The following is a 25,680-nucleotide window of genomic DNA, read 5'->3' as shown; positions in this document are numbered from 1 at the left end:
CCCCTCCTCACGCCGCCTTGCGGCCCGACGGCGCCACAGCGCCGGGAAAATACTTGGAAAGCTCTGCGAAGCCGGCGCCCTTGACGTACCGGACACTGTCGGGCATCGAGAACCGATTCTTGGCCACGAAGCCGGCGCCCTCGACGAGGTGGATCTGGCGCTCCTTGCCGCCCTCGGCATGGGTGATGGTCTTCTTCGGCGCGACCTCCTTCTCCTTGAGGGTCACGCGGTAGTTCATGAACGCCACCACGTCGGCCTGCTCACGCACCAAGGCGTTGCCGCGCTTATGCAGCTTGATGGTGTAGCGGCTGTAAGGGTCGGTGGTGGGCGAGTCGAAGCGCACGATCTCCGGGTGCGCCAGCTGCACGACGGCAATGCCGGCCTGCTGCAACTCGCCCATGGCGGCGAGGAATTCACGCCATTCGGCGTCGGCCTCGACATAGCCGCGGCCATAGCCCGGCTCCTCGATCGAGGACACGCCGAGGCGGGCGCATGTCGCCTTCCAGATCAGACCCTCGAGGCCATCGAGCGAGTCGATGATGACGGTCTTGAAATCGTGCTGGGTGTCGAGAAGATCGCCGACGACAGACCACAGATCGTCGAGCGCCTTGATGGTGCCGGGTGTCGGCATGTCCACATCAGACGGCGGGCGCTCGCCTTCGGTGGGGAGATAGAGCGGGTCAGGCCACTCGGCGGCAAGACTGGTCTTGCCGATGCCGTCCACGCCGTAGAGCACGACGATGGGCGGATTGGTGCTCTTGGACGACTTGAGAGACGAGAGGGAAATTGCCATCACCCACCCCTCACGCCGGCTGTTCGGGGTCGGCGGCGCCCATCAGCGCCCAGATCGCCAGCGCCGCAAACGCGATGATTGTCACCTCCAACATCAGTTCGCCCTCGCTACAGCCGGGAACGGAACGACGTTGTTGAGGGGTGTTGCCGCCCGCAGGTGCTCCTCGGGGAATTCAAGCTGCGCGCCGTCATTTGCGCGGCGGGCAGTGTAATAGTCGCCGTATCCGGTGCGGTGCTGCTTGAGCACCGTGGCGATTTCACCAGTCTTCGCAATGCGCACGGGTTCGCCGAGCGCGTATCTGAACTGCGTCATGTGGTGTTTGTCCTGGTGGTGTCAGGAAGTCAGGAGGCGCGCGTAACGAACGCCGGCAGTTCGGCGCTGTCGCACGCCACGTCATCGGCGCGCAGCACGAATTGCTCGTCGATGAACTTGTTGTAGCGGTCGCCAGTCGGCTCGACGCCGGTGATGCGGTAAGAGAAATAGCCGTTTGCGTATTCGGTAACGGCGGTGACGCGGCCTTTGATGAGTGCCGTCACATTGTCGCCAATGGCGAACTTCGGTGCGCTTTCCGGCATGGTGTCTCCGGTGGTCGCGATGTAGCGCTGTAGCTTTCCGCGGCATCTGCCGCACCGGGCCATATAGGCGCGCGGTTCGTCGTGTGGGGAAATATCGGTGCTTGGTCGGAGTTGTCCTAAATTGATGCCTACACAAAAAGACCATGGGCGCCGGCCGCATATGAGCAGCTGGCGTCCATGGCTAAGGCGGCATGGGGAGACGGTGGGATCTTAATCTTCTGGGTGTGCAGGGCGCGGGGGTCATCGCCATGTCCTCGGTGGTGCGTGGTTGATGGCGCCAAACTACACGATTCGTAGCGCAGGTCAACAGCGATCTACATTTTTCGTAGCGGACAATGTCCTGCAGGTGTGCAAGAAGCGTAGCATGTCAAATGCTTCGCGCTACGATTTGTCCAGCATCGGTGGACGGGTTGGCTGGGCTCTCGGCGCTGCCAAGGGCAAAAGCCAGGCCGGCCTTGGCAAGGCGCTCGATCGTCCGAGTAGTGCCATCAGCAACATTGTCACCAAAAACAGGGCACTGCGTCCGAATGGTCGATGGGATGAGATCGCCAGCTATTTGGGCGTGAACCTGCCGTGGTTGATGACTGGGAAGGGCCCTGTCTGGGCCGACCCGCTCCTCAATGACGACATCGACCACCAGTTTACTCGCACCTCGCTTGACAGCGATTTCAAGCGAATCCCGCTCGATGATGACCAGCGCGCCTACACAGAGAGCGAACGGTACTCGCCTGTGATCCCTGGCGCGTTCCCGGAACTGGACATATCGGCCGGCGCGGGAGAGGGAATTGTCGGTGATGTTTACAGCCTGCCCACTGGCAGCGCCTCGATCAGCGGGCACCGCGTCGTTGCTGAATGGAAATTCCCTGACGCATTCGTCCGCCACGAGCTTGGACTATCAACGGCGCAAACGATCATTGCTCCGGTGCGTGGCGACTCAATGTCCCCGACATACCGCGACGGCGACCGAGTGATTATTGACCTCAGGGTTCGCGATTTCGCTGACGATGGAGTCTATTTCATCACCGACGGGCAAAGCGCGCCGCGCATCAAACGACTCGAGTACGTTTTCAATAGCTCACCCCCCACCGTTCGCGTGATTTCCGACAACCCGGCGAGCGCAGAGCAAAAGGTAGCGCTACATGAGCTTACGATTCTAGGGCGGATATCAGGCAGGATTACAAGGGGTTAGACCAAGCGTTGCGCTGGCTGCTATTTTTTTCGTAGCGTGTCCATTGACGGGCTACACATACCGTAGCACATTGCTCCCCGAAGCCGGCGCACCGCCGGTCAGAGGAGCCCGCCATGAACGACCGCAGACGCACCGCCACCGCCGGCCAGTCTATCCACCCCCACGGACGTGATGCCGCCAAGAGCGGCCAGACCACCAAGCCTCGCCGCAAGCGCGAGCCGACGCAGGCGCATCGGCGCCACGTCGAACAGCACCCGGACGACGCCATGTCGGCGCTCCGCCTCTCCAAGCTCGAAAGCGGGGCGGCGTGATCATGGGCGCTCATTTCACCACCAGCACCGGCACCCCCACCGCCGTCGACATCGCGTATGGCCGTGCGCCGCTCGCCGCCTATGACCGCATTCTGGCAGCCGTCGCGCGCTGGAACGCCATTGAGGCAGCCGGCGAAAACCTGATGGCGCGCGACCTCATCAAAGACGCGGAGCGCAACGAGCGCCGCGGCCAGACCTGGCGGGCCTCTGAGGCGCGCGGTAAGGCGGCGGCACATGCCGCCAACGCTGTCCGGCACCGGCTGAACGCCGCCGAGTGCGAGACGGTTCTCGCCGAGATGAGCGTCGAGCGGGAGGCGGCGTGATCCCATGCGCCAGTCCTCCCACGGCATCCGCCCCATAGCCTCATCTATCCGCGACGCAGAGCGCGAGCTTAGCGATGCCGAATGGACGGGCGACGAACAAGCAATAACGCGAGCGTCAACTGTCCTCGCGTCCCTGAAATCACAACAGGCACGCGGCGAAGAATACGCCGTGCCGTTCTGAGGTACGCCAAAATGGCTGGAACCATAACCTCCCGCTTTTCGGTTATCTTGACGGGCTTAATGCTTGCCGGCTGTGGCGCTGAGCCTATCGAGACTGAGAACACTGGAAACCCTGAGGTAAGTGCAGGGCTTTTGGCCGAAGTCGACGGATGTCGCATATGGCGTCTCAGAGATGGAAATTCTCGCAACGTCTATTTCGCCAACTGCTCTGGTCGCGCCCAGCAAATGACTTGGGAAGAGACGCATCCATGCGGAGGAAAGGGCCAGACATGCGCATACCCAGTCACTACGCTGGGAGATGACCGATGAACATCACTGCCATCAGGGCCACCCCATGACCTACACCATCATCCTCGACGGCGTGCCGCTGTCACCGTGCTGCATTGCCGAGGCAGCGGCCATTCTTGACGCAGCGATCTCCACCGGCCGGCGTTGCAGCCTGTATGCGCGACGGAGTCCGCAATGAGCCGCACGCTGAAAGACACCACCACCAGGCTGCTCGGCGAGCAGCTGCGTGCCGCGGAGGTGCGTGCCGAGCGGTACGAAGAGGCGCTGCGGAAGATTGTTGAGCGGGCCGACAACGGCGCGCTCGGCACGAGCAAGGTGCAGGACATGCGCCGCATCGCGGCGGACGTGCTGCCATGACCACCAAGCCTAAGCCTTGGCACGGCATACCGCCAAATGGTGCCGCGTGCTTCTGGCTTATCGCCGCCCCGCAGATTGCAGCGCTGGTCCTCGTGCTGGTGCTGCTCGGGCGGAGATTAGCGGACTGAAATTCGCGGGCGTGTGTGGACATGGAGTGCGCGCAATCCAACTAGGCTGCCGCCCACACGTCCGCGAACACCAATTGCAGGGACGGCCATCTAAAGGGAGCAACCCAGGCACACAGCGCCAACCCTGCAACCCCATTCGACTGGTCGGGCCGGAATGATTGCGAAACCCAGAAGGGCCACGCCCGGCCAGTCGAACCACAATGCAGCGCCGGCCGAACGACGAGCGTAACCCATCACGCCCCCCGCCGACGCTGCATCCCCTAACCCTGCCGGGCCGTCCACGCCTCGCAACCCGACGATCCAGCGCCCGGCAGGGCCACCCCCACGCCACAGGAGACCACCATGGCCGCCATTAACTTCGCACCGACGCCTCGTAGAAACTCCGAAACCCTGATTGGTGTGGCGGAGCGCATGATGCGGGAGGCCGGTGGAGACCTCGACGCCGCCACCGAGAAAATGACGAACTACGTCCTGAACAAGAAGCGCCTCACGGATGAGGCTGTGCGCCTCGCATGCCGGAACCTGCTCGGTGAGACCGTGCGTAGCGAGCGGCGCGCCATCGACACACTGCTGGCTGATCCGCGCGCCACGGGACCGAAGGCACCGGCCAGCAAGTCCAAGTCTTACAACGAGCGCGTGGCGCACATTTTCAACGCAAGCGCCGAAGCTACCCGCCGCCGGCTGGCCGATCTCGGCACGCACGTTCGTGAGGCTCTGCTCGACAAGCCGTACGTCATTGACGGCGTCCGTCGCCCGCTGCGCGACCACATCGGCTCCGACATCGTGAAGTACGCCACGGAGCACATGAACAAGGGCCTGACGATGGTCCGCGACGGCAGGTTTCTCATCGCCGTCGGCAACACGGCCGGCAACCGCAAGATCGGTGACGCCGTGACGGCCGAAGAAGCCATTCGCCTCCGTATCGAGGCTGACAAGACCTCGGCGTAAGCCGAGTGGCGGGGCCATTCGTCTATCGCAATCCAAAGAGCGAGCGCCCCGCCGACACATTGCCTGCTTGGGCCATCACCGGTGCGTAACCCAGCCGAAGAGCGCCCGAGCAGGCAAGGCAATTCAGATACCGGACGGGTTGGTGCCCGCGGCCTTGCGCAACCCAATCGAATGACGCCCCGGCCGTCCGGTTCCTAATACGCAGTCGTGGTGGCCAAGTGAGCCGAGCAACCCAATATGTGCGCGCCACCCGACTGCGTAGCCCCCTAACTGCCGGCCGAAAGTGCGCAGCAACCCAGTAGCGTAGCGCCGGCAGCACCCATCGCGAGATCCGGCCAGTGGCGTCCCGCAACCCAATCGGCCTGCGCCGTCTCTCGCGTACCCCACATCGCAACCCAGGGTATGCACCATGTACATCGAGACCAACCAAGACGTTGCCACCAACAACAACCCCGCAGACATTGCCGCCGCTGTCGAGCGACGGACCAAGACGAGCAGGGCGCGGGCCGTCACGCCCTCGCAACCCACAAGCGCAATGCCCGCCCCTGCTCACCCCATCCACGGCGGCGCGGCCGAGAAGGCGGTGCAACCCAACTGTGCTCCGCCCGCCGTCGTGGACCCTGATTACGTGCCGCTGCCGGACTATGTGCCCAGCGACGCCGTCACCGCGCTCGTCGCGCAGATACAGAACGACCACAAATTTCGGCAGGGCATGATCCGCGCCAAGAACCGCATCGTCCTACAGGGCATGGCTTGTGTGCGCGTCGCCATCCATCAGCCGGCAGATTACGAAAACGACGCCACCAAGAAGGCGCTGCGCGAACGCGCCGACAAGATATACCGCGAAGCAGCCGCTAACCCTGACCACGAGTTTCATGAGAGGATCTGGCCTTATCTTATGGCCGCCGAGCCTCTGGAGAACGCCGCAGCGGGCGCGGCCCGCGGCCTCGACAAGCTCGCCAAGCAGTTGCCCGTCTTCCCGTGGGTGCAGTCCGTCAAAGGGCTCGGCACCGTGTCGTTTGCGACCATCGTTGGCGAGGCCGGCGACATCGGCACCTATCGCAACCCGTCGTGCCTCTGGAAGCGCATGGGTGTGGCGGTCATCGGCGGCAAGGCGCAGGGCAAGCCTGGCGCTGGCGCTACGGCGGAAGACTGGATCGCTCACGGCTATCGCGCGCCGCGCCGCTCCGTGTCATGGAACGCCCGCAATGGTCTCATTCTCGGCATGGGCAAGTGGCGTCCGATGTTCGGTGAAGATGTCGATGCCAACCCCGATCTGACGCCGTACCAGCGGCTGTTCGCGAAGCGAGTGAGGCACGAGGCGATCAAGTGCCCGCACAGGCGTAAGGACGGCACCATCATCCTTGGCGAAGATGGCCAGCCGCTTCGCATCAAGTGCAGCGCAACGGGCAAGGAATCCTATAGCGCCCACGCCATCGCACGGGCCATGCGCTACGTCGAAAAGCGGATGCTCAAGGATCTCTATCTGAATTGGCGCCGGGCTTCGGCCTGATGCCGGGCGGGGCCAATCGTCGAGAGCAACCCAGGACTATCGCGCCCCGCCACTAATTGCCTGCCGGCCATACCCCCCCCCCCCAGCGCGGAACCCAACAAGGGCGCGCCGGCAGGCACCCAAGAAGCGACGACGCAGGGCCATCCATGTGTCGCAACCCATTGAGGCATGCGCCCCGCGTCGTCGCCACCAGCTACCCCACACACGCCATGGAACACCACGCCATGATTCCCGCTAACGACAACGCGCGCGCTTCGCATGCTAACGCTGTGCCGCACGCTACTGCCACTCAGCACGCTACCGCCCCTTCGCACACCGCCACACCCTACGCCACCTACACGGCGCCAGGCGGAATCCGGCACCGGGTCCGTATCGTCAGCACCACCAAGGCCGGACGGCTCGGCATCACCGAGAACCTTGGAGATGCAAGCTCGCCGCAGAGATACGTCTCAACCCGCGAACTCTCGCAGTTCCTGCCGACGCCCTATCCGGTGCGCGCTGGCGAGACCGCCCCCGCGTCCATCACGCCGCTCGCCGCGATCCGTCGCGCAAACCGAGACGGTCGTGTTGAGGCAGCCCATCGTATTGCCGCGATGGTGGCTGCGCTCAATGAGGATAGCTCCGACATAGCCGGCTGTGTTTGCAGCGCACTCGGCATCACGCGCCTAGATCTCATCGGAGATTCACGCATCGGGCTGCTCATTCAGGCGCGTCGCGTCATCGTCGCCAGCACATTCGTGCGAGAGCGCGGCGTGACGCTGCACAAACTCGGTGAAGCTGCCGGCTGTCACTACAGTACTGCCAAGTACCACCTGCAGGCAGCGGGCATATCGCGGCGCACCGTTTCTGAGTTCGACGTGCCGTTCATGCGGGCGCTCTGGCGGCGTGGCTTCGCGCGGCTGGGTGGCGAGCCTGGACAGATGCCGCCGGAAGTCGCTGCGCGCGTGTCTGCGTTCATCCACGTCATCGGGCCAGGCGCTGTCGAGCCGAAAGCTATCAACGATTTGCGCCGCTACCTCGCCGAGAAGATCGCGCGCGAGCGGCTGGATCTCCAAGGGGAAACGAAATGCGCCGCGTGATGGCATGGCTGCTGGCAACGTGGTTGCTGGCCTGGCGCGACGAGCCTGATGTCTACGACGAGGTGCATGGAGACGTGGTGATCGTGCCGCGCCGTGGTGCCGCCCATGACTGAACTGCAGAGGCGCGTCGAGCGTGCCATGACGTTCCGCGTTGGCGGGGACGAAGGCGCAGTGAATGCCAAAGCAGCACTGCGCAAGGTCGAGGCCGAGATGAAATCCACCCCCGCGCCGGGGCTGGTGAACGAGGATGTGCTTGCCAACGCAGCCGACAACCTCGAAGCGGCTGGCTTCTATACCAGCGCCAATCGCGTGCGGGAGGCATGGGACCGCATCGAAGCCCTACAGGCCGAGGTGGCGAAGGTTCAGGCGAAGTACGACCGCGAGCGCCACGCCGCCGACGAGTACGAAACCCGCGCCACAGCCGCCGAAGCCGAGCGCGACAAGCTCAAGGCCGAGGTGGAGCGGCTGCGCATTGCCTTGGGAGGGGCGGAATGATCGTTCGCACGGCTCGCGCCCGTAAGGGCGACGTCATCTGTGACATTGATGGCATCCTCTGCCTGTTCCCGCGAAAGATGGCGCAGCCGGAGCCGGGCATTGATTTGGAGGTGATGATAACTCACCACCCGACCCCTATCTGGCCCGACCTGCCATCAGATGCATCGGTTGAGGTTGTGCGCGCCAATCCGCCCAGGCTCGGCTACCTCTTCGTTGCGCCCGTTACCGACGATCATGTGCTGGTCTCGCACAAGGGCTTTGAGTGCTCAGGGTCGATGTGTCGGACTACTGCTCGCGTCGATGAGCGCGGAGATGCTGCCGTCAAGGCGCGATTGGGGCGTGGAGTGGGATGGCTTACGCCCGGCCGCTCGCCCGTTATCGAGACCGACAACGTGAACGTCGGCTGGCACGGGCAGCAGTATCGCGAACCAAAGCCGGGGCTTGCCTATGTAAGCCTCACCGATCTGCGCGACGGGAAGAACCGCGTCTGCGGACTGCCCGATCTAGCGCACGTCGATCCTCGCATCCTGGCAATGCTGAGACGGCCAACAGCCCGCGCCGCCCTGTCGCCGGCCAAGGCGGGAGGGTGAGATGCGCATCAACGTCACGGAGCTTCCGACCTTCGCCCAACCTGTCGTCGGGAATGTCTATGCCTGCGGAGGCGGATACGGGCGCAAGGCCGGGCACGCCATGGTCCTACTAGCCATTACCGCGAAACAAAGCGCTCTGTTACTGGTGATCGACAAGGATGGCGAGCCGGTAGGCGTTACCTCCTATGGGCTGCACGCGATTGAGGAGCGCGCCCCAATAGCCTTCGTGCGCGGGCTCGACCAGATCGACCTGACAATGGAGCCGCTTCCATGAATGACCGCGCACCGACCAAGGCGACGCTGCTGCCCTGTCCGTTTTGCGGCGGGGAGCCGCGCCAATTCAATTGCGTTGAGCCTGATGGTTTCGTTTCCGGCACTTTCGTCCGTTGTGACGCCTGTGGCATCGACATCAACGACGAATACGAAGCCGATGCCATCGCAGCCTGGAACCGCCGCGCCTCCCCGCCCGCTCCGGCGGCTGAGCCGGTGGCGTACTTACGGGCGTTTTACGGCCCCAGAGGGATTGAGGTTTCGGTCAGCGTCATCTGCCCGAAGGACTTCCCGGTCGTAAATGACCGCACCACGGAATACCCCCTCTACACCCACCCCCTCGACGCAGCCGCGATCCGCGCCGAGGCGAGGAAAGCTGCGTTGGAGGAGGCGGCGGCTTGGCACGACGATCAAGCCGCGCTGCACGATGCGCAGGGCGACGCGTGCGGAACGGGCTCCGATGGATGGAAGCGCCACACCGTAGCCGCTGCCGATCATCGCCGGTCTGCCACCTCCGTCCGCGCCCTCGCCGACAAGGGGGAGGCGGAGTGATGAAGATCACGGTGCTGAACGCCGAAGCCGAAGACATCTGGCGCGTGCCGGGGCTGATCGCGGTGTATCGGCGCAGCGGGTTTGCCGAGGGGAACCGTCCGCGTCAGCAAGATTGCGTCATTTATGTCGGAGAAGGCCGCGAGCGGACGGCGGCGGTCTGGGGCGGCCCCGATCATATCCGGGTAGCTTTCCCCGCACCTCCCGCAGGAGTGCGCGATGGGGAGTGAGAGGCGGAAATTTAACCGCTGGTTCGTCGAGACATTCAGCGATCCAGACCACCGGTTTGACCACATTCCCAAATGGCTCAAGGCGGATCTATGGCTAGCTTGGCAAGCCGCCACCCGCGCCGCTCTCCCCCAGGAGGAACAGGAATGACCCTACTCACAGATAAGCAGCGAGAGGAAGTGGTGGAGGCGATGCGGACTAAGCGCCGTGAGCTTATCGCCAAGCCGCTGGACCGCATCTACGGCGACCTTCTCACCGCCGCATTGCCGGCGATAGAGCGTGCGGTGCTGGATGGAATTGGCGCCGAAATGGCAGATCGGCAGTGGTGCGAGGGCATGAAGACGGCAGCGGCGATGCTGGACAACCATGTTTATGGCCTAATGACGTGGCCGGTATCCGAGCAAGAGAAATACCTAGCGGCTATGCGCGAGATTGATCGCCGCGTGGCCGTCACTCAAGCCGCTATTGCTGAAAGCCGCGCCGAACGCCGCGCTCTTGCCGGGGAAGTGGGGTGATGGTCGAGTCCCCGACGCTGAAACACGCCGGAGCCACATGGTGGCATACCGACGACTACGCGAGCCCGAACCTCTCGAAGGCCAGCCTTGGAGAATTCTTCCTCGTGGCATTGAGCGCGGGCGCTCAAATTGGCGAGGTGTGGCCTTTCAATTATCGCTACGCCCGGTCGCTGGTGCAAGTGTCGCTGTTCGCCACCGAGGCGCAGAAGGCGGAGATTGAGGCCAAGACGCGCTATCGCCTGCGCAAGCCGCCAGTGGTGAAGCCATGCTGACCCCCGAGCGCACCGGGCGCCGCTGGCGCGACTACCTCATGGGCTTCGCGCGGCAGGCCGCCACGATGTCGAAGGACAGCACAAAGGTCGGTGCCGCGGCGTTTGGCGACGTGCGGCAGATCCTGGAGACTGGTTTCAACGGGCTGCCGCGTGGCGTGGATGACCTGCCGGAGCGGATGGAACGCCCGGCCAAATATCTCTGGACCGGTCACGCCGAGGAGAACCTGGTCGCCCACGCGGCCCGCCCACGGCTTGCCGGCTCGACGGTCTACGTCACGCACTTCTGCTGCTCGAGGTGCGCTCGGATGCTCATCAACGCTGGCGTCGCGCGTGTCGTTGTCGGTGACGGCAGCACCAGCATGCCGGCCGAAGAGTTTGAGGCTGCGGCTGTGATGTTTCGCGAGGCAGGTGTCGAGATTGAGGAGATGCGCGATGCGGCATGATAATGATAACCGGCCCGTCTTCGTCTCGCGCAAGACTGCAGCCGCATTGCTTGAGATCAGCGTCGACACGTTTGACCAATGGGTTCAATCCGGGTTCGTGCCACCAGCTTCGGTCAATCGCGGCCAGATCACACGCTGGCATTGGCCGACCGTTGAAGCCAAGCTGTCAGAACGGCACAATACGGCAGAGGCGGACGTGTTCACCTTGCCGCCAGGCCCGTATGTCAGGAAGGGGCGTCGTAAGTGACCAGGCAGGCGAAGTACCCTAAGGGCGTGTTCTGCACCCGCAAGCCGAACGGCACGACCTACTGGTACTATCAACGCGACAAGGGCAAGCCCACACGCGGGCCGTTGGTGCGTCTGCCTGACTTCGGCTCTCCCGAGTTCTACGAGGCGCTGAGGGACATCGCGCGCGGTGACGCCCCGACTCGCTACAACATCGCGGCCATGATTGCGGACTACAAGTCCGATCCGCAGTGGGGGACGAAGCGCCCGGCGACGATCGCCACCTATGAATCGGCTCTGGCGCCAATCCTTCAGTACTGGGGCGAGCGCGAGCCGGGGGAGATCACCGTCGCTCACGTCATCGATCTGATCAACAAGTTCGCCGGCAAGCCATCCATGGGGAACATGGTGTTGGTGATGGTCAAGAAGCTGATGAAGTTCGCGGTGCAGCGCGGGCATCGGATGGATAACCCGGCGCGAGAGGTGGACGCGCTCTATGAGGACACAGACGGCGCCAAGCCGCTCACGCCCGCAGCCTGGGCGGCGTTGATGGCGCCAGAGTGCCCGACATCGGTGCGCCGACTTGCCATCTTGGGGCGCGCCACGGGGCAACGCATTTCAGATCTCATCCGCATGCGGCCTGCCGACCGAGACGAGGACGGAATCAGCCACACCATCACCAAGCTGCGGGACAAGCCGCATTGGAGCCTGCTGAAGCCGGAAGAAGCGGCCGAGATTGACGGATGGGGCGTTGGGCCGGCCACCCCCTATGTGCTGCGGCCTGATGGCCGGCGCTACGACACGGACTCCATGCGCGACGCCTGGAACGGCTACATCAAGACCGAGTCTGGTGCGGCGCTGGCCGGATTTACGCCGCACGACCTGCGCGCGACGAAGGTCTGTGACGAGCGGATCGCAGGCAAGACCCATCAGCAGATCGCCGCCATGGTCGGCATGTCGGTGGGCATGGTGATGAAATACAGCAAGCACATTGACCAGCGTTTGGCGGCTCGCGGAGGGGCCTGACGCCGCCCCAAACCCGACACGTTCTGCGAACGGAAACAGAACAAGAACAGTAAACTTTCGGCAGTTTTACGAAAACCGGCAGGGCGCGGCGCTTTGAAAAATAGGCGTTTGCGACCTTTTTCGTTTAACCCCCGCTTAAAAGCCCTGATTTAGGGTTCGTTTACCGGCTCACACAGGTGCCCTGCGGGGCGGAGGTTCATGTTCGGACGACGCGGCGAGAGGGAGAGGCGGGAGCCGGTGCTGGGCACGCCCGGCTTCGATGGTGACCTGCGCCTCAGCGCCGAGGACCGGCCGACGATTCCGCCTGCGCCGCTGGAGCGCGCCCCCGCCCGCAACCGCAAGGCGCCGCCAAAGGCACTGCCGCCGCCGCGCATCAACCGCCGCCGCCATGACGAATGGGACGAGGCCGAGGAAGCCGATTGGGAGGACGAGCCGCGCGTGGCGAGGAAAAGCCGGAACCGCCGACAGGATGAGGAGCGCGTACGCGAGCGCGGCCGTGGCGGCGGGCGCCGCCGCCCGCCCAAGCGCGGCCTGTTCGGCCGGCTGGTCTATTGGGGCCTCGTGCTCGGCCTGTGGGGGACGATCGGCCTTGCCGGGCTGATCGTCTATGAGGCGAGCCAGCTGCCGCCGATTCAGAACCTCGCCATTCCCGACCGCCCGCCCACCGTCATTATCCAGGGCGCGGACGGGCAGGCGATTGCCACGCGCGGCGAGATGGGCGGCACCAATGTGCCGCTGCGCGCGCTGCCGCCCTATCTGCCGCAGGCTTTCGTCGCCATCGAGGACCGGCGCTTCTACGCGCATTTCGGCCTCGACCCGATGGGCCTCGCCCGCGCGGTGGTGGTCAACCTGACCAAGGGAAGGCTGCGCGAGGGCGGCTCGACCCTGACCCAGCAGCTCGCCAAGAACCTGTTCCTCACCCAGGAGCGCACCCTGTCGCGCAAGGTGCAGGAACTGATCCTCTCGATCTGGCTGGAGACCAAATACTCCAAGAACGAGATTCTCGAACTCTATATGAACCGCGTCTATTTCGGCGCTGGCGCCTATGGGGTGGAAGCCGCCGCGCAACGTTATTTCGGCAAGTCGGCGCGGCAGGTCACGCTGTCGGAAGCGGCGATGCTGGCGGGACTGGTGAAATCGCCCTCCGCCCTCGCCCCCACGCGCAATCTGGAGGGCGCGCAGGCCCGCGCCGAGATCGTGCTGGCGGCGATGCAGGAGGCCGGCTTCATCACCCCGGAAATGCGCCAGACCGCGCTCAATCGCCCCGCCACCGTGGCCAAGGCGCAGGGGCCGGATTCCTATGGCTATGTCGCCGACTGGGTGCTGGAGCAGGTGAAGACGCTGGTCGGCCCGGTGACGCAGGACCTCGTGGTGCAGACCACCATCGACCCCGCCGTGCAGACCGCCGCCGACAAGGCGCTGAAGGACGCGCTGGCGAAATCCGGCAAGAAGCTCGGCGTCGAGCAGGGCGCGCTCGTGGTGATGGACACCAGCGGTGGCGTGCGGGCGCTGGTCGGCGGGCGCTCCTATGAGGAGAGCCAGTATAACCGCGCGGTGACGGCGCGGCGCCAGCCCGGCTCCTCCTTCAAGCCCTTCGTCTATCTCACCGCCATGGAACGCGGGCTGACGCCGGAAAGCGTGCGCGCCGACGCGCCGATCCAGCTCAAGGGCTGGAAGCCGGAGAACTTCTCGCGCGAATATCGCGGCGCGGTGGATTTGAAGACCGCGCTGGCGCTCTCGCTCAACACCGTGTCGGTGCGCCTCGCGCTGGAAGTGGGGCCGGACGAGGTGGTGAAGACCGCGCACCGGCTCGGCATCAACTCCAAGCTGGAGCCCAACGCCTCGATCGCGCTCGGCACGTCGGAAGTGTCGGTGCTGGAAATGGCGAGCGCCTATGCGCCCTTCGCCAATGGCGGCGTCGGCGTCACCCCGCACATCATCGCGCGGGTGCGCGACAAGGCGGGAACCATCCTCTACGCCTATGCCGAGGCCGGGCGCGGCCTGGTGATGGCGCCGCCGCATGTGGCGATGATGAACCGCATGATGCAGGAGGTGCTCGTCACCGGCACGGCGCGGCGCGCCGACCTGCCGGGCTGGCCCGCCGCCGGCAAGACCGGCACCAGCCAGGATTACCGCGACGCCTGGTTCGTCGGCTATACCGGCCGCTTCATCACCAGCGTCTGGATCGGCAATGACGATTCCTCGCCAACCAAGAAGGCGGGCGGCTCCGGCCTGCCGGTGGATATCTGGAGCCAGGTGATGAAGGTGGCGCACAAGGACCAGCCGGTGGTGCCGCTGCCCGGCACCGAGGCGCCCGCCATCGCCGGCGGGGCGGGCCAGTTGCCCCCGGGCGACGTGCCGGAGGAACCGGTGGTGACCGGCGGCCCGCAGCGCGCCCCCGCCGCCCCGCGCCCGGGCCTCGACAACTGGCTGCTCGACAAGCTGTTCGGCAGCGGGTGAGACGGGCCACAGGCCGCGCACCCTGCCGGCGGAGCGGCTACTCCGCCCCGTAACGGTGCAGGCTCGCGCCGTGCTTCTTCAGCCAGGCTTCGGCGGCGTGCCGCTCGGGGAAGAGGCGGTCCACCGTCGCCCAGAAGCGCGGGCCGTGGTTCATCTCGCGCCGATGCGCCACCTCATGCGCCGCGAGATAGTCGAGCACCGAGGGCGGGGCGAGGATCAGACGCCAGGAAAAGGACAACGCGCCGGTGCTGGAGCAGGAGCCCCAGCGGCTCGCCGTGTCGCGCAGGGTGACGCGGGTGATGGAAACGCCGAGCGCGCCGGCATGGCGCCGCGCCGCCTCCAGGAGATCGCGCCGCGCCTCGCGCTTGAGAAAATCACTGACCCGCCGCGCCACATGCGCGCTGTCGCCGGCCACGAATAGCGCGGCCTCGTCGTCTTCCCTGCCGGTCCACACCGTGCCGCGCATCTCCGGCCGATGGACGATGCGGTGCGGGGTGCCGCGCAGCGGCACGGTGGCGCCGGGGGTGAAGGCGACGACCTCCGGCAGGCGCGAGAGCCGCAATTCCACCCAGCCGGCATGGCGGCGGGCGAAATCCAGCGCTTCGTCCAGTGTGCCACGGGCGGGAAGGGTGAGCACCACATCGCGCGTCGCCGCCCGCACGCGCAGTGTGTAGCGCCGGGCGCGCGGATTACGCCGGAGCTGGACAAGGACCTCCTCCGCCGTCAGCCGCAGCCGGAAATGGCTGGGCTCCGGCGCGGCCGGGGTCTTGCGTCGGGCGGAGGCGAGGGCGCGGAAGAGCATGAAACGACCGGGCCGGGAAAAGGCGCCCCAATTATGGCACCCGCCGGCGCGGCAGCGCCAGACGGGGAACGTGCCGGCCGGTTTCGCCGCGTGCGGCGTCGCTATCCAGAACTTAGAGACTGATTTACCGATCAGGTTGTTTCAACCTGATCGGATCAGGCTCTAGCGGGCGACGCGGCGGCGGTTGCGGTCCTGCACCGGCTGATAGGCGATGCGCGCGTGATAGGCGCAATAGGGCAGGCCGGTCTTGGAGCGGCTGCCGCAATAGTGGAAATCGCCCTTGCCGGGGTCGCCCACCGGCCAGCGGCAGGTGAACTCGGTGAGGTCGAGAATGGTGCAGCGCTCGCCCATCGGGATCACCTTGGCGGCGACCTCGGGCACAACCTCGGGCTCCGGCTCGGCGACTGGCGCCATCACCGGGGCGAGGACGGTGTTGCCCTGCACCATCGGCCGCGCGACCTGGGCGGCCGGGGCGGGGCGCGGCTTGCGCGGGCGGGGTGCCGGGGCGGCGGGCGCCTTGGCGCGGCCGGAAAGGCCCAGACGGTGCACCTTGCCGATGACCGCGTTGCGGGTGACGCCGCCGAGTTCGGCCGCGATCTGGCTCGCCGAGAGGCCTTCCGACCAGAGTTTCTTGAGCAGCTCGACGCGTTCGTCGGTCCAGTTCATCGCTTGGCCTCCTTCGTGCTGACCGGGAAGCGGAATCCCTCAACGCTCCGGCAGGTCGAACCTGCCGAACCCAACGCCCGCAAACGCAACAGGGAATTGCCGCCGCACGAGATGTCGTATCTCACTGGGGGGAGGCTACAATATGCGCGGACTCGGAGCGAGTAGGTTCAGAGCCGAAACGATCGTTTTCCCCAGCTAGAGTCCGCACTGCAACACTCGCGGGCGAAGCGGAGTCGGATCAAGCACTTGGCCGCGCCGGCCAAGCGGGCGCCGGGCCGATGGCTGTCATTCCGGTGCAGATCAGTCATGCATGAGCGTGGGAACTCAACCGGTTTCTGCCGGTTTGGACGGAATGCGCGGCCGTTCCGTTTCGCTGCGGCGGAAGGGTAGGGGCGCGTCCCACCCGCAGTGGAGATGCCGATGAAACGGCTTGCCCGCGCCTTCCCCTGCCTTGCCCTCCTCGGTGCCCTATTCGGTGCCCTCGCCACACCCGCCATGGCCGCCCCCGCCGCGCCGCAGGCGCCGCTCGCGCTTGCGGCAAAAGTAGGCCCGCACATTACCCCCGTCGCGCAGGGCTGTGGCCCCGGCGCCTGGCGCGGGCCGTGGGGCGGATGCCGTGACACGCCCTATTATGGCCCGCTGCCCGGGGGCGGCTATGCCGGCCCGCCCGGCGCGCCGGTCTATTACGGCAATGGCTGCCCGCCCGGCTTCTGGCGCGGGCCCTGGGGTCATTGCCGCGACACGCCCTATCACGGCCCGCTGCCCGGCGGCGGCTGGAAGCCCTGAAGCCCTCGCGCGCACGGAGACAGATGATGACCTCTTTCCTCAGACTGGCGACCCTCGCCACCGTGCTTGCTCTTGGCGCCACTGCGCAGGCGCAGAGCCCGGCGCCCGCCGCCCCGCCGCCCCCGGCCGAGGCGGCACAGCCGTTGGTCGACCTCTACAGCGCGGAGGACGCGCAGGCCACGCTCGACGCCCGGCTGGTGGCGCTGAAGACCGTGATCCGCCTTACCCCTGAGCAGGAAAAGCTCTGGCTGCCGGTGGAGGAGGCGATCCGCCAGGCGGCGAAGAACGCCGCCGGGCGCGCGGCGGACCGCGCGGAAGCGGAGCCGGCTCAGGACTTCCTCGACGTGCTGGAGCGGCTTGCCGGCGCGGAGGCGGCGCGCGCCGCCGACCTCAATTCAGTCATCGCCGCGCTGAAGCCGCTGGTCGCGACGCTGAGCGTGGAGCAGAAGCGCCGCATCCCGGCCTTTCTCGACATGACCGACCATGCCGGGCGTCCGCAGCCGACGCTGGAACTGTGGATCTTCGAGGCCGAGCAGGAATAGCGACGCCGAGGCGCGCGGCCCGGCGGCAATTCGCGCGCGCCGGGCCGGCGAATATTGACCGCACGTCGCCATTCGCTAGAATTGCCGCCATCGGGTGCCGCCCCCGCAAGGGCGGCACGTTTCGTTTTGGGCGGGCGTTGACCCTGCGGGCGCGCTGCATGTTGAGAGAGGGAGGGGCGAGGTGATCACCCCCATCCTGCCGACCTATAACCGTGTCGACCTCGTTTTCGAGCGGGGCGAGGGCGCCTGGCTGTTCACCAAGGACGGCGAGCGATATCTCGACTTCACCGCCGGCATCGCGGTGAACGTGCTCGGCCACGCCCATCCCCATCTCGTCGCCGCGCTCACCGCGCAGGCCGGCAAGCTCTGGCACCTCTCCAACCTGTTCCGCATCGAAGGCGGCGAGCGCCTCGCCGCGCGCCTCACCGCGGCGACCTTCGCCGACACCATGTTCTTTACGAACTCGGGCGCCGAGGCGCTGGAATGCGCGATCAAGATGGCGCGCAAATACCATTCCGCCAGCGGCCAGCCCGAGCGCGCCCGCATCATCACCTTCGAGGGCGCCTTCCACGGCCGCACGCTGGCGACCATCGCCGCCGGCGGCAACGCGAAATATCTCGAAGGCTTCGGCCCGGCCATGCCCGGATTCGACCAGGTGCCGTTCGGCGATCTCGACGCGGTGAAGGCGGCGATCGGCCCGGAAACCGGTGCCATCCTCATCGAGCCGGTGCAGGGCGAAGGCGGCGTGCGCACCGCGCCCTGGGCCTTCCTGCGCGAATTGCGGGCGCTGTGCGACGCGCATGGGCTGCTGCTCATCCTCGACGAGGTGCAGTGCGGCGTCGGGCGCACCGGCAAGTTCTTCGCCCATGAATGGGCCGGCATCACGCCGGATATCATGGCGGTCGCCAAGGGCATTGGCGGCGGCTTCCCCGTCGGCGCCTGCCTCGCCACCGAGAACGCCGCCAAAGGCATGACCGCCGGCACCCATGGCTCGACCTATGGCGGCAACCCGCTGGCGATGAGCGTCGCCAATGCGGTGCTGGACGTGGTGCTGGAAGAGGGTTTCTTCGAGCAGGTGCTCGCCACCTCGGCCCGGCTGCGCCAGCGCCTCGCCGAGCTGAAGGACCGCCACCCCGCGGTGATCGCGGAAGTGCGCGGCGAGGGCCTGCTGCTCGGCCTGCGCACCGTGGTGCCCAACACCGATCTCATCGCCGCCATGCGGACTGAGGGCATGCTCGCCCCCTCGGCGGCGGACAATGTCGTGCGCCTGCTGCCGCCGCTGACCATTGGCGACGCCGAAATCGACGCGGCATTCGCCAAGCTCGACGCCGCCTGCGCGCGGATCGAGGCGACGCTGAAGGCGGATGCCGCCAAGGGAGCTGCGGCATGAACGCGCATAATCCGGGTGCGGTGAAGCACTTCCTCGACCTCGACCAGATGCCGGCGGACGAACTCCGGGCGGTGATGGAGCTGTCCAAGAGCCTCAAGAGCCGCCGGCGCGAAGTGGCGGCGGAGAAGCCGTTTGCCGGCAAAGTGCTGGCCATGGTGTTCGACCAGCCCTCCACGCGCACGCGCATTTCCTTCGATCTCGCCATGCGCCAGCTCGGCGGCGACACGCTGATGCTGACCGGCGCGGAAATGCAGCTCGGGCGCGGCGAGACCATTGCCGACACCGCCCGCGTGCTCTCGCGCTATGTCGACGCGATCATGATCCGCATTCTCGACCATGCGGCGCTGGCGGAACTCGCCGAATATGCCACGGTGCCGGTCATCAACGGGCTGACGCGCGATTCCCATCCCTGCCAGATCATGGCCGATGTGCTCACCTTCGAGGAGCATCGCGGGCCGATCGCTGGGCGCACCGTCGCCTGGACCGGTGACGCCAATAATGTGCTGGTGTCCTGGGTGCATGCTGCCCAGCGCTTCGACTTCGCGCTCAATGTCGCCACCCCGCCCGAACTCGCCCCGCGCCCGGCGCTGGTGAACTGGGTGCGCGAGACCGGCGCCCGGGTCACTTTCGGCCATGAGGCCGAGGCGGCGGTGGAGGGCGCGGATTGCGTCGTCACCGACACCTGGGTGTCGATGGGCGATGCCGAGGCCGAACGCCGGCACAATCTGCTGAAACCTTTCCAGGTCAATGGCGCGCTGATGCGGCGGGCGGCGAAAGATGCGCTGTTCATGCACTGCCTGCCGGCGCATCGCGGTGAGGAAGTCACCGACGAGGTGATGGACGGCCCGCAATCCGTGGTGTTTGACGAGGCGGAAAACCGGCTGCACGCGCAGAAGGGCATTCTCGCCTGGTGCCTCGACGGCGCGGTGGCCTAGTTCCGGGCCGTCATCCCGGCCGACGCGCAGCGGCGTGCCGGGATCGCGTTCCCTCCTGAATCCGATCCCGGATCGGCCTGCGTCCGTCCGGGATGACAGCACTGACGGGCGTCCTCCGGCCCCCTCGCACATTCCCGGCGGCGCTCCTATATGGGCGGGCGACATGACAACACACAGCGCTTCTCCCTCCCCGGCCTCTCGTGGGCCCGATCCCCGCGCGGTCGATGACCGCGTGACCCCGTTCCACATTGACGGGCTCGATGTGCGCGGGCGCGTCGTGCGTCTGGGCACCAGCCTCGACGCCGTGCTCGCGCATCACGACTATCCCGCCGCGGTCAAGCGCCTGCTCGGCGAGGCCGTGGCGCTCACCGTGCTGCTCGGCTCGACGCTGAAGATTCAGGGCCGCTTCATTCTGCAGACGCGCACCGACGGGCCGGTCGACCTTCTCGTGGTGGATTTCGCCGCCCCGCAGGATGTGCGCGCCTATGCCCGCTTCGATCTGGAGCGGCTGGAGGCGATGCAGGCGGCACTGCCGGCCGGCGCCGGCTTCGACAGCGGCGCGCTGCTCGGCCATGGCCATCTCGCCATGACCATCGACCAGGGGCTGAGCGTCAACCGCTACCAGGGCGTGGTCGCGCTGGCGGGCGAGGGGCTGGAAGCCGCCGCGCACCAATATTTCACCCAGTCCGAACAGATCCCCACCCGCGTGCGCCTCGCCGTGGCGGAGGAGATGCACCCGGGCGGGGCGCCGTCCTCCTGGCGGGCCGGCGGGCTGATGGTGCAGTTCCTGCCGACCGAGGGCGGGCGGGTGCGCCCGGTCGACCTGCATCCCGGCGACGCGCCGGAGGGCATGGACCTCCCCGAGACGGACGAGGACGACGCCTGGGTCGAGACGCTCTCCATCATGGGCACGGTGGAAGATGTGGAACTGGTCGACGCGGACCTCTCCAGCGAGCGACTGCTGTTCCGCCTGTTCCACGAGCGCGGCGTGCGGGTGTTCGACACCGAGGCCGTGGTCGCCAAATGCTCCTGCTCGCGCGAGCGGGTGATGAACGTGCTCTCCAGCTTCACGACGGAAGAGCGCGGCAGCCTGGTGGAGGACGGCAAGATCGCCGTCACCTGCGAGTTCTGCGGCCGCACCTATGACTTCAAGGCCGAGGAAGTCGTCGAGGGCGGCGAAGCGGACGAAAGCGCCGCGCAGGGCTGAGCCGCCCGTCTGGTGGACCCACGCATTCCCCGGGCGTGGCCCGGGGAATGTTGCCGACAGCGGCGCTTACCCCGCGCACTCCGCGATGAGCCCGGCGAGGAACCGCTCGCAGGCGCGCAGCTGGCTGATCTCGATATATTCGTCCGGCTTGTGCGCCTGGTCGATGGAGCCCGGCCCGCAGATGATGGTGGGGATGCCCTGGGCCTGGAAGTGGCCGCCTTCGGTGCCGTAGGACACGGTATAGGTGCGGTTCTGCCCGGCGAGGCGCAGCGCCAGCGTCTCGGCCGGCGAGCCGGTCTGGGGCGCGAGCGGCGGCACCTTGTAGATGAAATCGGTGGTGATGGCGGCTTCCGGCGCGGTCTCGCGCAGCTTCGGCAGCACCACCTCCGCGCCGAAACGGGTGAAGCGCTCCAGCAACGCGTCCTCGTCGAAGCCCGGCAGGCCGCGCACATTCCAGCGAATGGCGCATTCGCGCGGCACGATATTGCCGGCGGTGCCGCCGCCGACCACCGTCACCTGCAGCGTGGTGCTGGGCGGGTCGAAGCGGCCCGAAGGGTCGCCCGCCGCCACCAGCTCGGCGCGGATGCGGTCGAGCTCCCCGATCAGCGCGGCGGCGGCGAAGATGGCGTTGGCCCCGAGCTGCGGCATGGAGGAATGTGCCTCCCGCCCGGTGACCGTGGTGACATAAGCGATGCCGGATTTATGCGCGTCCACCACCCGCATCGAGGTCGGCTCGCCGACGATGCAGGCGCGCGGCAGGGGCAGGTCGACGCCCAGCCGGCGCACCGCCGGCACCACGCCGGTGCAGCCGACCTCCTCGTCATAGGACACCAGAAGATGGATCGGCGTCGCCAGCGGCCGGGCCACCATGTCCGGCACCATGGCGAGGCAGCAGGCGAGAAAGCCCTTCATGTCGCAGGAGCCGCGCCCATAGACCTTGTCATCGACGGGGGTGAGGGTGAACGGGTCGGTGCTCCAGGGCTGGCCGTCCACCGGCACCACATCGGAATGGCCGGAGAGGCAGACGCCGCCCACGCCCGCCGGCCCGATAGTGGCGAACAGGCTCGCCTTGTCGCCGGCCTCGCTGGGGATGATCGTGCTCTCGATGCCGAAGGCGGCGAGATAGTCGCGCACGAAGGCGATGAGATCGAGATTGGAGTTGCGGCTCGTCGTGTCGAAGGCGACCAGATAGGCCAGCAATTCCTCGGTCGTCGTCCGTACGGCAAGCATGGAGAATCCTCGTCGCGAAGTGAGCGCCAGCATACCGGCTTATGCTGCGGTGCCCAACTAGCGCCGCCAGAAACTCGGCAGGAACAGCACCAGCACGGTGAACAATTCCAGCCGGCCCGCCAGCATGCCGAAGGACAGCAGCCAGATCACATGGTCGGGCAGGGTGGCGAAATTCTGCGCAGGGCCGACCACGGGCCCGAGGCCGGGGCCGACATTCGCCACCGCGGTGATCGAGGCGGAGAAGGCCGTCACCAGATCGAAGCCGAGTATGTTGATGGCGATGGCGATGAGCATGAAGCTGGTGAGGTAGAGAAAGGCGAAGGACAGCACCGAGGCCACCACATCGTCGCCGATCGGCTTGCCGCCATAGACCACCGGGAACACGCCATTGGGATAGATGACGCGCTTGAGGTGCTGCTTCAGCGCCGAGCCGAGAACGGCGACGCGGAAGGCTTTCATGCCGCCGGCGGTGGAGCCGGTGCAGGCGCCGAGAAACAGCAGGATGAAATAGAGCGCCTCGGTCGGCGGTCCCCAGTTCGTGTAGTCGTCGGCGACAAAGCCGGTGGTCGACATGATCGAGACGACATTGAACAGCGCGTTGCGTAGCGCGGTCTCGCCCTGGTTGATGCCGCCGCTCACCTGCTGCACGGTGGAGACGACGGTGAACAGAGCCACCAGCGTCAGGAACAGCCGCACCTCGGCATTGGCGAACAGCCGGCTGAAATCGCCTGCCAGCACCCGCACATACAGCACGAAGGGCAGCGAGCCCGACAGCATGAAGAAGATGGCGGCGTATTCGATGGCGGGGCTGTTGAAATAGCCGATCGAGGCGTCGTGGGTGGAGAAGCCGCCGGTGGAGATGGTCGCCATGGCGTGGGCGACGGCGTCGAACACGCTCATGCCGCAAAAGGCATAGGTGAGGGCGCAGGCGAAGGTGAGGAAGATGTAGGAGGCGAGAATGCCCTTGGCCATCTGCGCCGCGCGCGGCAGCAGCTTCTCCGACTTGTCGGAGGATTCGGCGCGGAACAGCTGCATGCCGCCGATCTGCATCATCGGCAGCAGGGCGATGGCCAGCACGATGATGCCGATGCCGCCATACCAGTGCAGGAAGGCGCGCCAGATGAGCAGGCCCGGCGGGCGATGGTCGAGGCCGCCAATGACGGTGGCGCCGGTCGTGGTGAGCCCGCTCATCGCCTCGAAATAGGCATCGGCAAAGGAGAGGTTCGATTCCGCCCACATGAAGGGGACGGCGGCGAAGGCGGAGAGCAGCAGCCAGCTCAGCGTGGTGAGCACGAAGGCCTGGCGCAGCGACAGGCGCTGCACCTCGCTGGAACGGCCCGCCAGCCACAGCGACAGGCCGACGAACACGGTGATGACGGAGGAGGCGGCATAGGCGAGGAAGTCGCCGCGGCCCGCGACGAGGTCGACCATCGCCGGAATCATCATCGTCGTGCCGAGGACGGCGAGGAGGACGCCGAGAATGGCGGCGATCGGGCGGAAGTCGATCACGGGATCAGGAGACCATTCGGCGCGGCGGGGGCCCACGAAGCAAAGCTGCCGCCACCATAGCCGCTTCCCGGCAGGGCCGGAAGCCGGCTGCGCCGGTCATCCCGTCAGTTCAGCGTCCGCGCTTCGCCGGGCACATCCAGCGAGAAGGCCGGAACTTCGGCCTCGAAGGTCTCGCCGGTGGTGGTTTCCAGGCTGTAGCGGCCTTCCATGATGCCGGTGGAGGTCGGCAGCGGCACGCCGCTTGTATATTCGAAATGCCCGCCCGGCGGCAGCACCGGCTGCTCGCCGACCACGCCGGCGCCGCGCACTTCCTGCACGCGGCCCAGCGCGTCGGTGATGACCCAGTGGCGGGATTTGAGCTGCACCGTGTCGACGCCGAGATTGATGATCTCGATCGTGTAGGCCCAGAAATACTGGCTACGCTCGGGATCGGAGCGTTCGGGTGCGAAGCGCGGGGTTACCGTCACCTGCACGCCTTTCGTCGTCGCCCGATACATGCCCGCTCTCCCGCGCCCCCCGAATCGCCCAAGTGTGTCTACTGAAAGGCTTTTGGCGCCGCAGAGCAAGCGGCGGCGGGTCACGCCTGCGTTTGCGTGCCGCCGCCGGATACCGTGCCGCGTGGTTTCCTCACACCTCTTTCAGCGCGCGGGCGACGTCGTCGGTGAGGTCGTCGACATGCTCCAGCCCCACCGAGAGCCGCACCATGCCGTCGAAAATGCCCATCTCGGCGCGGGCTTCCGGGGTGAAGCGCTGATGCGTTGTGGTGGCGGGATGGGTGACGAGGCTCTTGGCGTCGCCGAGATTGTTGGAGATGCGCACCACCTTCAACGCATTGAGGAAGCGGAACGCGCCGGCCTTGCCGCCCTCCACCTCGAAGGTCACCAGCGTGCCGCCGCCGCGCATCTGGCGCTTCGCCAATTCGTGCTGGGGATGGTCGGCGCGGAAGGGATAGATGACGCGGGAGACGCCGGGCAGGGCGGCGAGACGGTCGGCCAGCGTGGCGGCGCTCGCCTGCGCACGCTCGACCCGCAGCGGCAGCGTTTCCAGCCCCTTCAGCATCACCCAGGCATTGAAGGGCGAAACGGACGGCCCGGTCTGGCGCAGGAAGGTCTGCAGATGGTCGGTGAGGAATTTCTCCGAACACAGCACCACGCCGGCGAGGCAGCGGCCCTGGCCGTCAATATGCTTAGTGGCGGAATACACCACCACATCGGCCCCCAGGCTGAGCGGGCTCTGCAGCATCGGCGTGGCGAAGACGTTGTCGACGATGAGGCAGGCGCCGGCCGCCTTCGAAATCTCCGCCACGGCCGCGATGTCGACCAGTTCCAGCGTCGGGTTGGTCGGGCTTTCCAGGAAGAACACGCGGGTTTCCGGCCGCACCGCCGCCTTCCAGGCAGCGAGGTCGGTGCCGTCCACCAGCGTCGAGGCAATGCCGAAGCGCGGCAGCAATTCCTCGATCACATAGCGGCAGGAGCCGAACAGCGCCCGCGCCGCCACCACATGGTCGCCGGCTTTCAGCTGGCACAGCAGCGAGGCGGTGACGGCCGCCATGCCCGACGCCGTGGCGCGGGCGACTTCCGCCCCTTCCAGCAGCGCGAGGCGGGTTTCGAACATCGCCGCCGTCGGGTTGGAGTAGCGGGTGTAGATGAAGCCGGGGTCCTCGCCCTTGAAGCGGGCTTCGGCCTGCTCGGCGCTCTCATAGACATAGCCCTGGGTGAGGTACAGCGCCTCCGCAGTCTCGCCGAAGGGCGAGCGCAGGATGCCGCCCTGCACGAGGCGGGTCTCGGGGCGCAGCCCGGCGATGTCGGCAGGGGAAAGCTTGGGCGTGTCGGACATTCGCGGCTCCGGTCTCTCGC

Annotated in this window: 35 protein-coding genes; 26 read left to right on the top strand and 9 right to left on the bottom strand. The window is 66.6% G+C overall.

Annotation, left to right across the window (positions count from 1 at the left end; all coding sequences use genetic code 11):
- Positions 1 to 7: 7 nt before the first annotated feature.
- The 3 genes from K9D25_RS02845 to K9D25_RS02835 form a co-directional block, all read right to left on the bottom strand.
- On the bottom strand, positions 8 to 793 hold the full coding sequence (locus K9D25_RS02845; RefSeq protein WP_244379039.1) for an ATP-binding protein: 786 nt from the start codon (positions 791 to 793) through the stop codon (positions 8 to 10).
- Positions 794 to 886: 93 nt separating this feature from the next.
- A complete protein-coding gene (locus tag K9D25_RS02840; protein ID WP_244379038.1) occupies positions 887 to 1,105 on the bottom strand; it encodes a hypothetical protein in 219 nt (72 codons plus the stop codon).
- A gap of 29 nt (positions 1,106 to 1,134) precedes the next feature.
- A complete protein-coding gene (locus tag K9D25_RS02835) occupies positions 1,135 to 1,368 on the bottom strand; it encodes a hypothetical protein (RefSeq protein WP_244379036.1) in 234 nt (77 codons plus the stop codon).
- A 364-nt stretch (positions 1,369 to 1,732) separates the two neighbouring features.
- Here K9D25_RS02835 and K9D25_RS02830 point away from each other — a divergent pair, with 364 nt between their 5' ends.
- The 21 genes from K9D25_RS02830 (at position 1,733) to K9D25_RS02745 (ending at position 14,757) form a co-directional block, all read left to right on the top strand.
- Positions 1,733 to 2,557 carry a LexA family transcriptional regulator gene (locus K9D25_RS02830; RefSeq protein WP_244379035.1) on the top strand — a complete coding sequence of 275 codons (825 nt, stop codon included), beginning with the start codon at positions 1,733 to 1,735 and terminating at the stop codon, positions 2,555 to 2,557.
- A 113-nt stretch (positions 2,558 to 2,670) separates the two neighbouring features.
- Entirely contained in the window at positions 2,671 to 2,868 is a 198-nt protein-coding gene (locus tag K9D25_RS02825) for a hypothetical protein (protein ID WP_244379034.1), read from the top strand.
- 2 nt (positions 2,869 to 2,870) lie between these two features.
- Positions 2,871 to 3,191 (top strand): hypothetical protein, encoded by a 321-nt coding sequence (locus K9D25_RS02820; protein ID WP_244379033.1) that lies wholly within the window; start codon positions 2,871 to 2,873, stop codon positions 3,189 to 3,191.
- A 514-nt stretch (positions 3,192 to 3,705) separates the two neighbouring features.
- Positions 3,706 to 3,837, top strand: coding sequence for a hypothetical protein (locus K9D25_RS24890; RefSeq protein ID WP_279613780.1), 132 nt, complete (start codon positions 3,706 to 3,708; stop codon positions 3,835 to 3,837).
- Entirely contained in the window at positions 3,834 to 4,016 is a 183-nt protein-coding gene (locus K9D25_RS02815; protein ID WP_244379031.1) for a hypothetical protein, read from the top strand. The genes K9D25_RS24890 and K9D25_RS02815 overlap by 4 nt, the downstream gene beginning before the upstream one ends.
- Positions 4,013 to 4,144 carry a hypothetical protein gene (locus tag K9D25_RS24885; RefSeq protein WP_279613779.1) on the top strand — a complete coding sequence of 44 codons (132 nt, stop codon included), beginning with the start codon at positions 4,013 to 4,015 and terminating at the stop codon, positions 4,142 to 4,144. Before K9D25_RS02815 ends, K9D25_RS24885 begins: the two co-directional genes overlap by 4 nt.
- A gap of 342 nt (positions 4,145 to 4,486) precedes the next feature.
- Positions 4,487 to 5,092 (top strand): hypothetical protein, encoded by a 606-nt coding sequence (locus K9D25_RS02810; protein WP_244379030.1) that lies wholly within the window; start codon positions 4,487 to 4,489, stop codon positions 5,090 to 5,092.
- A 409-nt stretch (positions 5,093 to 5,501) separates the two neighbouring features.
- Complete coding sequence (locus K9D25_RS02805; protein ID WP_244379028.1) at positions 5,502 to 6,605, top strand: hypothetical protein; 1,104 nt, start codon at positions 5,502 to 5,504, stop codon at positions 6,603 to 6,605.
- Positions 6,606 to 6,829: 224 nt separating this feature from the next.
- Positions 6,830 to 7,684, top strand: coding sequence for a hypothetical protein (locus tag K9D25_RS02800; protein ID WP_244379027.1), 855 nt, complete (start codon positions 6,830 to 6,832; stop codon positions 7,682 to 7,684).
- Positions 7,672 to 7,797: a hypothetical protein gene (locus tag K9D25_RS24880; protein WP_279613778.1), complete on the top strand. Its 126-nt coding sequence runs from the start codon at positions 7,672 to 7,674 to the stop codon at positions 7,795 to 7,797. Before K9D25_RS02800 ends, K9D25_RS24880 begins: the two co-directional genes overlap by 13 nt.
- Positions 7,790 to 8,179 carry a hypothetical protein gene (locus K9D25_RS02795; protein WP_244379026.1) on the top strand — a complete coding sequence of 130 codons (390 nt, stop codon included), beginning with the start codon at positions 7,790 to 7,792 and terminating at the stop codon, positions 8,177 to 8,179. Before K9D25_RS24880 ends, K9D25_RS02795 begins: the two co-directional genes overlap by 8 nt.
- Positions 8,176 to 8,769: a hypothetical protein gene (locus K9D25_RS02790; RefSeq protein ID WP_244379025.1), complete on the top strand. Its 594-nt coding sequence runs from the start codon at positions 8,176 to 8,178 to the stop codon at positions 8,767 to 8,769. The genes K9D25_RS02795 and K9D25_RS02790 overlap by 4 nt, the downstream gene beginning before the upstream one ends.
- 1 nt (position 8,770) lies before the next feature.
- On the top strand, positions 8,771 to 9,043 hold the full coding sequence (locus K9D25_RS02785) for a hypothetical protein (protein ID WP_244379023.1): 273 nt from the start codon (positions 8,771 to 8,773) through the stop codon (positions 9,041 to 9,043).
- Complete coding sequence (locus K9D25_RS02780) at positions 9,040 to 9,591, top strand: Lar family restriction alleviation protein (RefSeq protein WP_244379022.1); 552 nt, start codon at positions 9,040 to 9,042, stop codon at positions 9,589 to 9,591. Before K9D25_RS02785 ends, K9D25_RS02780 begins: the two co-directional genes overlap by 4 nt.
- The gene (locus K9D25_RS02775; RefSeq protein WP_244379021.1) at positions 9,591 to 9,818 is read left to right on the top strand and encodes a hypothetical protein; all 228 of its coding nucleotides are present in this window, start codon (positions 9,591 to 9,593) and stop codon (positions 9,816 to 9,818) included. Before K9D25_RS02780 ends, K9D25_RS02775 begins: the two co-directional genes overlap by 1 nt.
- Before the next feature lie 144 nt (positions 9,819 to 9,962).
- On the top strand, positions 9,963 to 10,331 hold the full coding sequence (locus K9D25_RS02770; protein WP_244379020.1) for a hypothetical protein: 369 nt from the start codon (positions 9,963 to 9,965) through the stop codon (positions 10,329 to 10,331).
- The gene (locus K9D25_RS02765; protein ID WP_244379019.1) at positions 10,331 to 10,603 is read left to right on the top strand and encodes a hypothetical protein; all 273 of its coding nucleotides are present in this window, start codon (positions 10,331 to 10,333) and stop codon (positions 10,601 to 10,603) included. Before K9D25_RS02770 ends, K9D25_RS02765 begins: the two co-directional genes overlap by 1 nt.
- Positions 10,597 to 11,046 (top strand): deoxycytidylate deaminase, encoded by a 450-nt coding sequence (locus tag K9D25_RS02760; protein WP_244379018.1) that lies wholly within the window; start codon positions 10,597 to 10,599, stop codon positions 11,044 to 11,046. The genes K9D25_RS02765 and K9D25_RS02760 overlap by 7 nt, the downstream gene beginning before the upstream one ends.
- On the top strand, positions 11,036 to 11,293 hold the full coding sequence (locus K9D25_RS02755) for a hypothetical protein (RefSeq protein ID WP_244379017.1): 258 nt from the start codon (positions 11,036 to 11,038) through the stop codon (positions 11,291 to 11,293). The genes K9D25_RS02760 and K9D25_RS02755 overlap by 11 nt, the downstream gene beginning before the upstream one ends.
- Positions 11,290 to 12,297, top strand: a complete 1,008-nt coding sequence (locus tag K9D25_RS02750; RefSeq protein ID WP_244379016.1) for a tyrosine-type recombinase/integrase — start codon at positions 11,290 to 11,292, stop codon at positions 12,295 to 12,297. The genes K9D25_RS02755 and K9D25_RS02750 overlap by 4 nt, the downstream gene beginning before the upstream one ends.
- Positions 12,298 to 12,495: 198 nt before the next feature.
- Positions 12,496 to 14,757, top strand: a complete 2,262-nt coding sequence (locus K9D25_RS02745; protein WP_244379014.1) for a transglycosylase domain-containing protein — start codon at positions 12,496 to 12,498, stop codon at positions 14,755 to 14,757.
- Positions 14,758 to 14,794: 37 nt separating this feature from the next.
- Here K9D25_RS02745 and K9D25_RS02740 read toward each other — a convergent pair whose 3' ends face one another.
- Together K9D25_RS02740 and K9D25_RS02735 are read right to left on the bottom strand one after the other, a co-directional pair.
- Positions 14,795 to 15,559, bottom strand: a complete 765-nt coding sequence (locus tag K9D25_RS02740; protein ID WP_244379013.1) for a M48 family metallopeptidase — start codon at positions 15,557 to 15,559, stop codon at positions 14,795 to 14,797.
- Between the two features lie 162 nt (positions 15,560 to 15,721).
- Positions 15,722 to 16,225: a GcrA family cell cycle regulator gene (locus K9D25_RS02735; protein ID WP_244379012.1), complete on the bottom strand. Its 504-nt coding sequence runs from the start codon at positions 16,223 to 16,225 to the stop codon at positions 15,722 to 15,724.
- A gap of 420 nt (positions 16,226 to 16,645) precedes the next feature.
- On the opposite strand from K9D25_RS02735, the gene K9D25_RS02730 reads away from it, so the two are divergent.
- The 5 genes from K9D25_RS02730 (at position 16,646) to K9D25_RS02710 (ending at position 21,085) form a co-directional block, all read left to right on the top strand.
- A complete protein-coding gene (locus tag K9D25_RS02730) occupies positions 16,646 to 17,011 on the top strand; it encodes a GCG_CRPN prefix-to-repeats domain-containing protein (RefSeq protein WP_432207908.1) in 366 nt (121 codons plus the stop codon).
- 26 nt (positions 17,012 to 17,037) lie between these two features.
- Positions 17,038 to 17,553: a Spy/CpxP family protein refolding chaperone gene (locus K9D25_RS02725; RefSeq protein WP_244379011.1), complete on the top strand. Its 516-nt coding sequence runs from the start codon at positions 17,038 to 17,040 to the stop codon at positions 17,551 to 17,553.
- Between the two features lie 181 nt (positions 17,554 to 17,734).
- Positions 17,735 to 18,943, top strand: coding sequence for an aspartate aminotransferase family protein (locus tag K9D25_RS02720; protein ID WP_244379010.1), 1,209 nt, complete (start codon positions 17,735 to 17,737; stop codon positions 18,941 to 18,943).
- Positions 18,940 to 19,878: an ornithine carbamoyltransferase gene (gene argF, locus K9D25_RS02715; protein ID WP_244379008.1), complete on the top strand. Its 939-nt coding sequence runs from the start codon at positions 18,940 to 18,942 to the stop codon at positions 19,876 to 19,878. Before K9D25_RS02720 ends, argF begins: the two co-directional genes overlap by 4 nt.
- A gap of 163 nt (positions 19,879 to 20,041) precedes the next feature.
- The gene (locus K9D25_RS02710) at positions 20,042 to 21,085 is read left to right on the top strand and encodes an Hsp33 family molecular chaperone (protein WP_244379006.1); all 1,044 of its coding nucleotides are present in this window, start codon (positions 20,042 to 20,044) and stop codon (positions 21,083 to 21,085) included.
- 66 nt (positions 21,086 to 21,151) lie between these two features.
- On the opposite strand, the gene argE is transcribed toward K9D25_RS02710, so the two are convergent.
- The 4 genes from argE to K9D25_RS02690 all read right to left on the bottom strand — a co-directional run bounded on the left by argE (position 21,152) and on the right by K9D25_RS02690 (position 25,660).
- The gene (argE, locus tag K9D25_RS02705; protein WP_244379004.1) at positions 21,152 to 22,315 is read right to left on the bottom strand and encodes an acetylornithine deacetylase; all 1,164 of its coding nucleotides are present in this window, start codon (positions 22,313 to 22,315) and stop codon (positions 21,152 to 21,154) included.
- Between the two features lie 57 nt (positions 22,316 to 22,372).
- Positions 22,373 to 23,860, bottom strand: a complete 1,488-nt coding sequence (locus K9D25_RS02700) for a TrkH family potassium uptake protein (protein ID WP_244379002.1) — start codon at positions 23,858 to 23,860, stop codon at positions 22,373 to 22,375.
- Positions 23,861 to 23,928: 68 nt separating this feature from the next.
- On the bottom strand, positions 23,929 to 24,321 hold the full coding sequence (apaG, locus tag K9D25_RS02695) for a Co2+/Mg2+ efflux protein ApaG (RefSeq protein ID WP_244379000.1): 393 nt from the start codon (positions 24,319 to 24,321) through the stop codon (positions 23,929 to 23,931).
- Positions 24,322 to 24,451: 130 nt separating this feature from the next.
- Positions 24,452 to 25,660 (bottom strand): O-succinylhomoserine sulfhydrylase, encoded by a 1,209-nt coding sequence (locus K9D25_RS02690; protein ID WP_244378998.1) that lies wholly within the window; start codon positions 25,658 to 25,660, stop codon positions 24,452 to 24,454.
- Between the last annotated feature and the right edge of the window lie 20 nt (positions 25,661 to 25,680).

Origin of the sequence: Ancylobacter polymorphus, from assembly GCF_022836935.1 — a bacterium.
In the GTDB taxonomy this organism is placed as follows: Bacteria; Pseudomonadota; Alphaproteobacteria; order Rhizobiales; family Xanthobacteraceae; genus Ancylobacter; species Ancylobacter polymorphus_A.
Note: the sequence above shows the minus strand (reverse complement) of the source record. Positions and strands in the feature narration are given on the sequence as shown.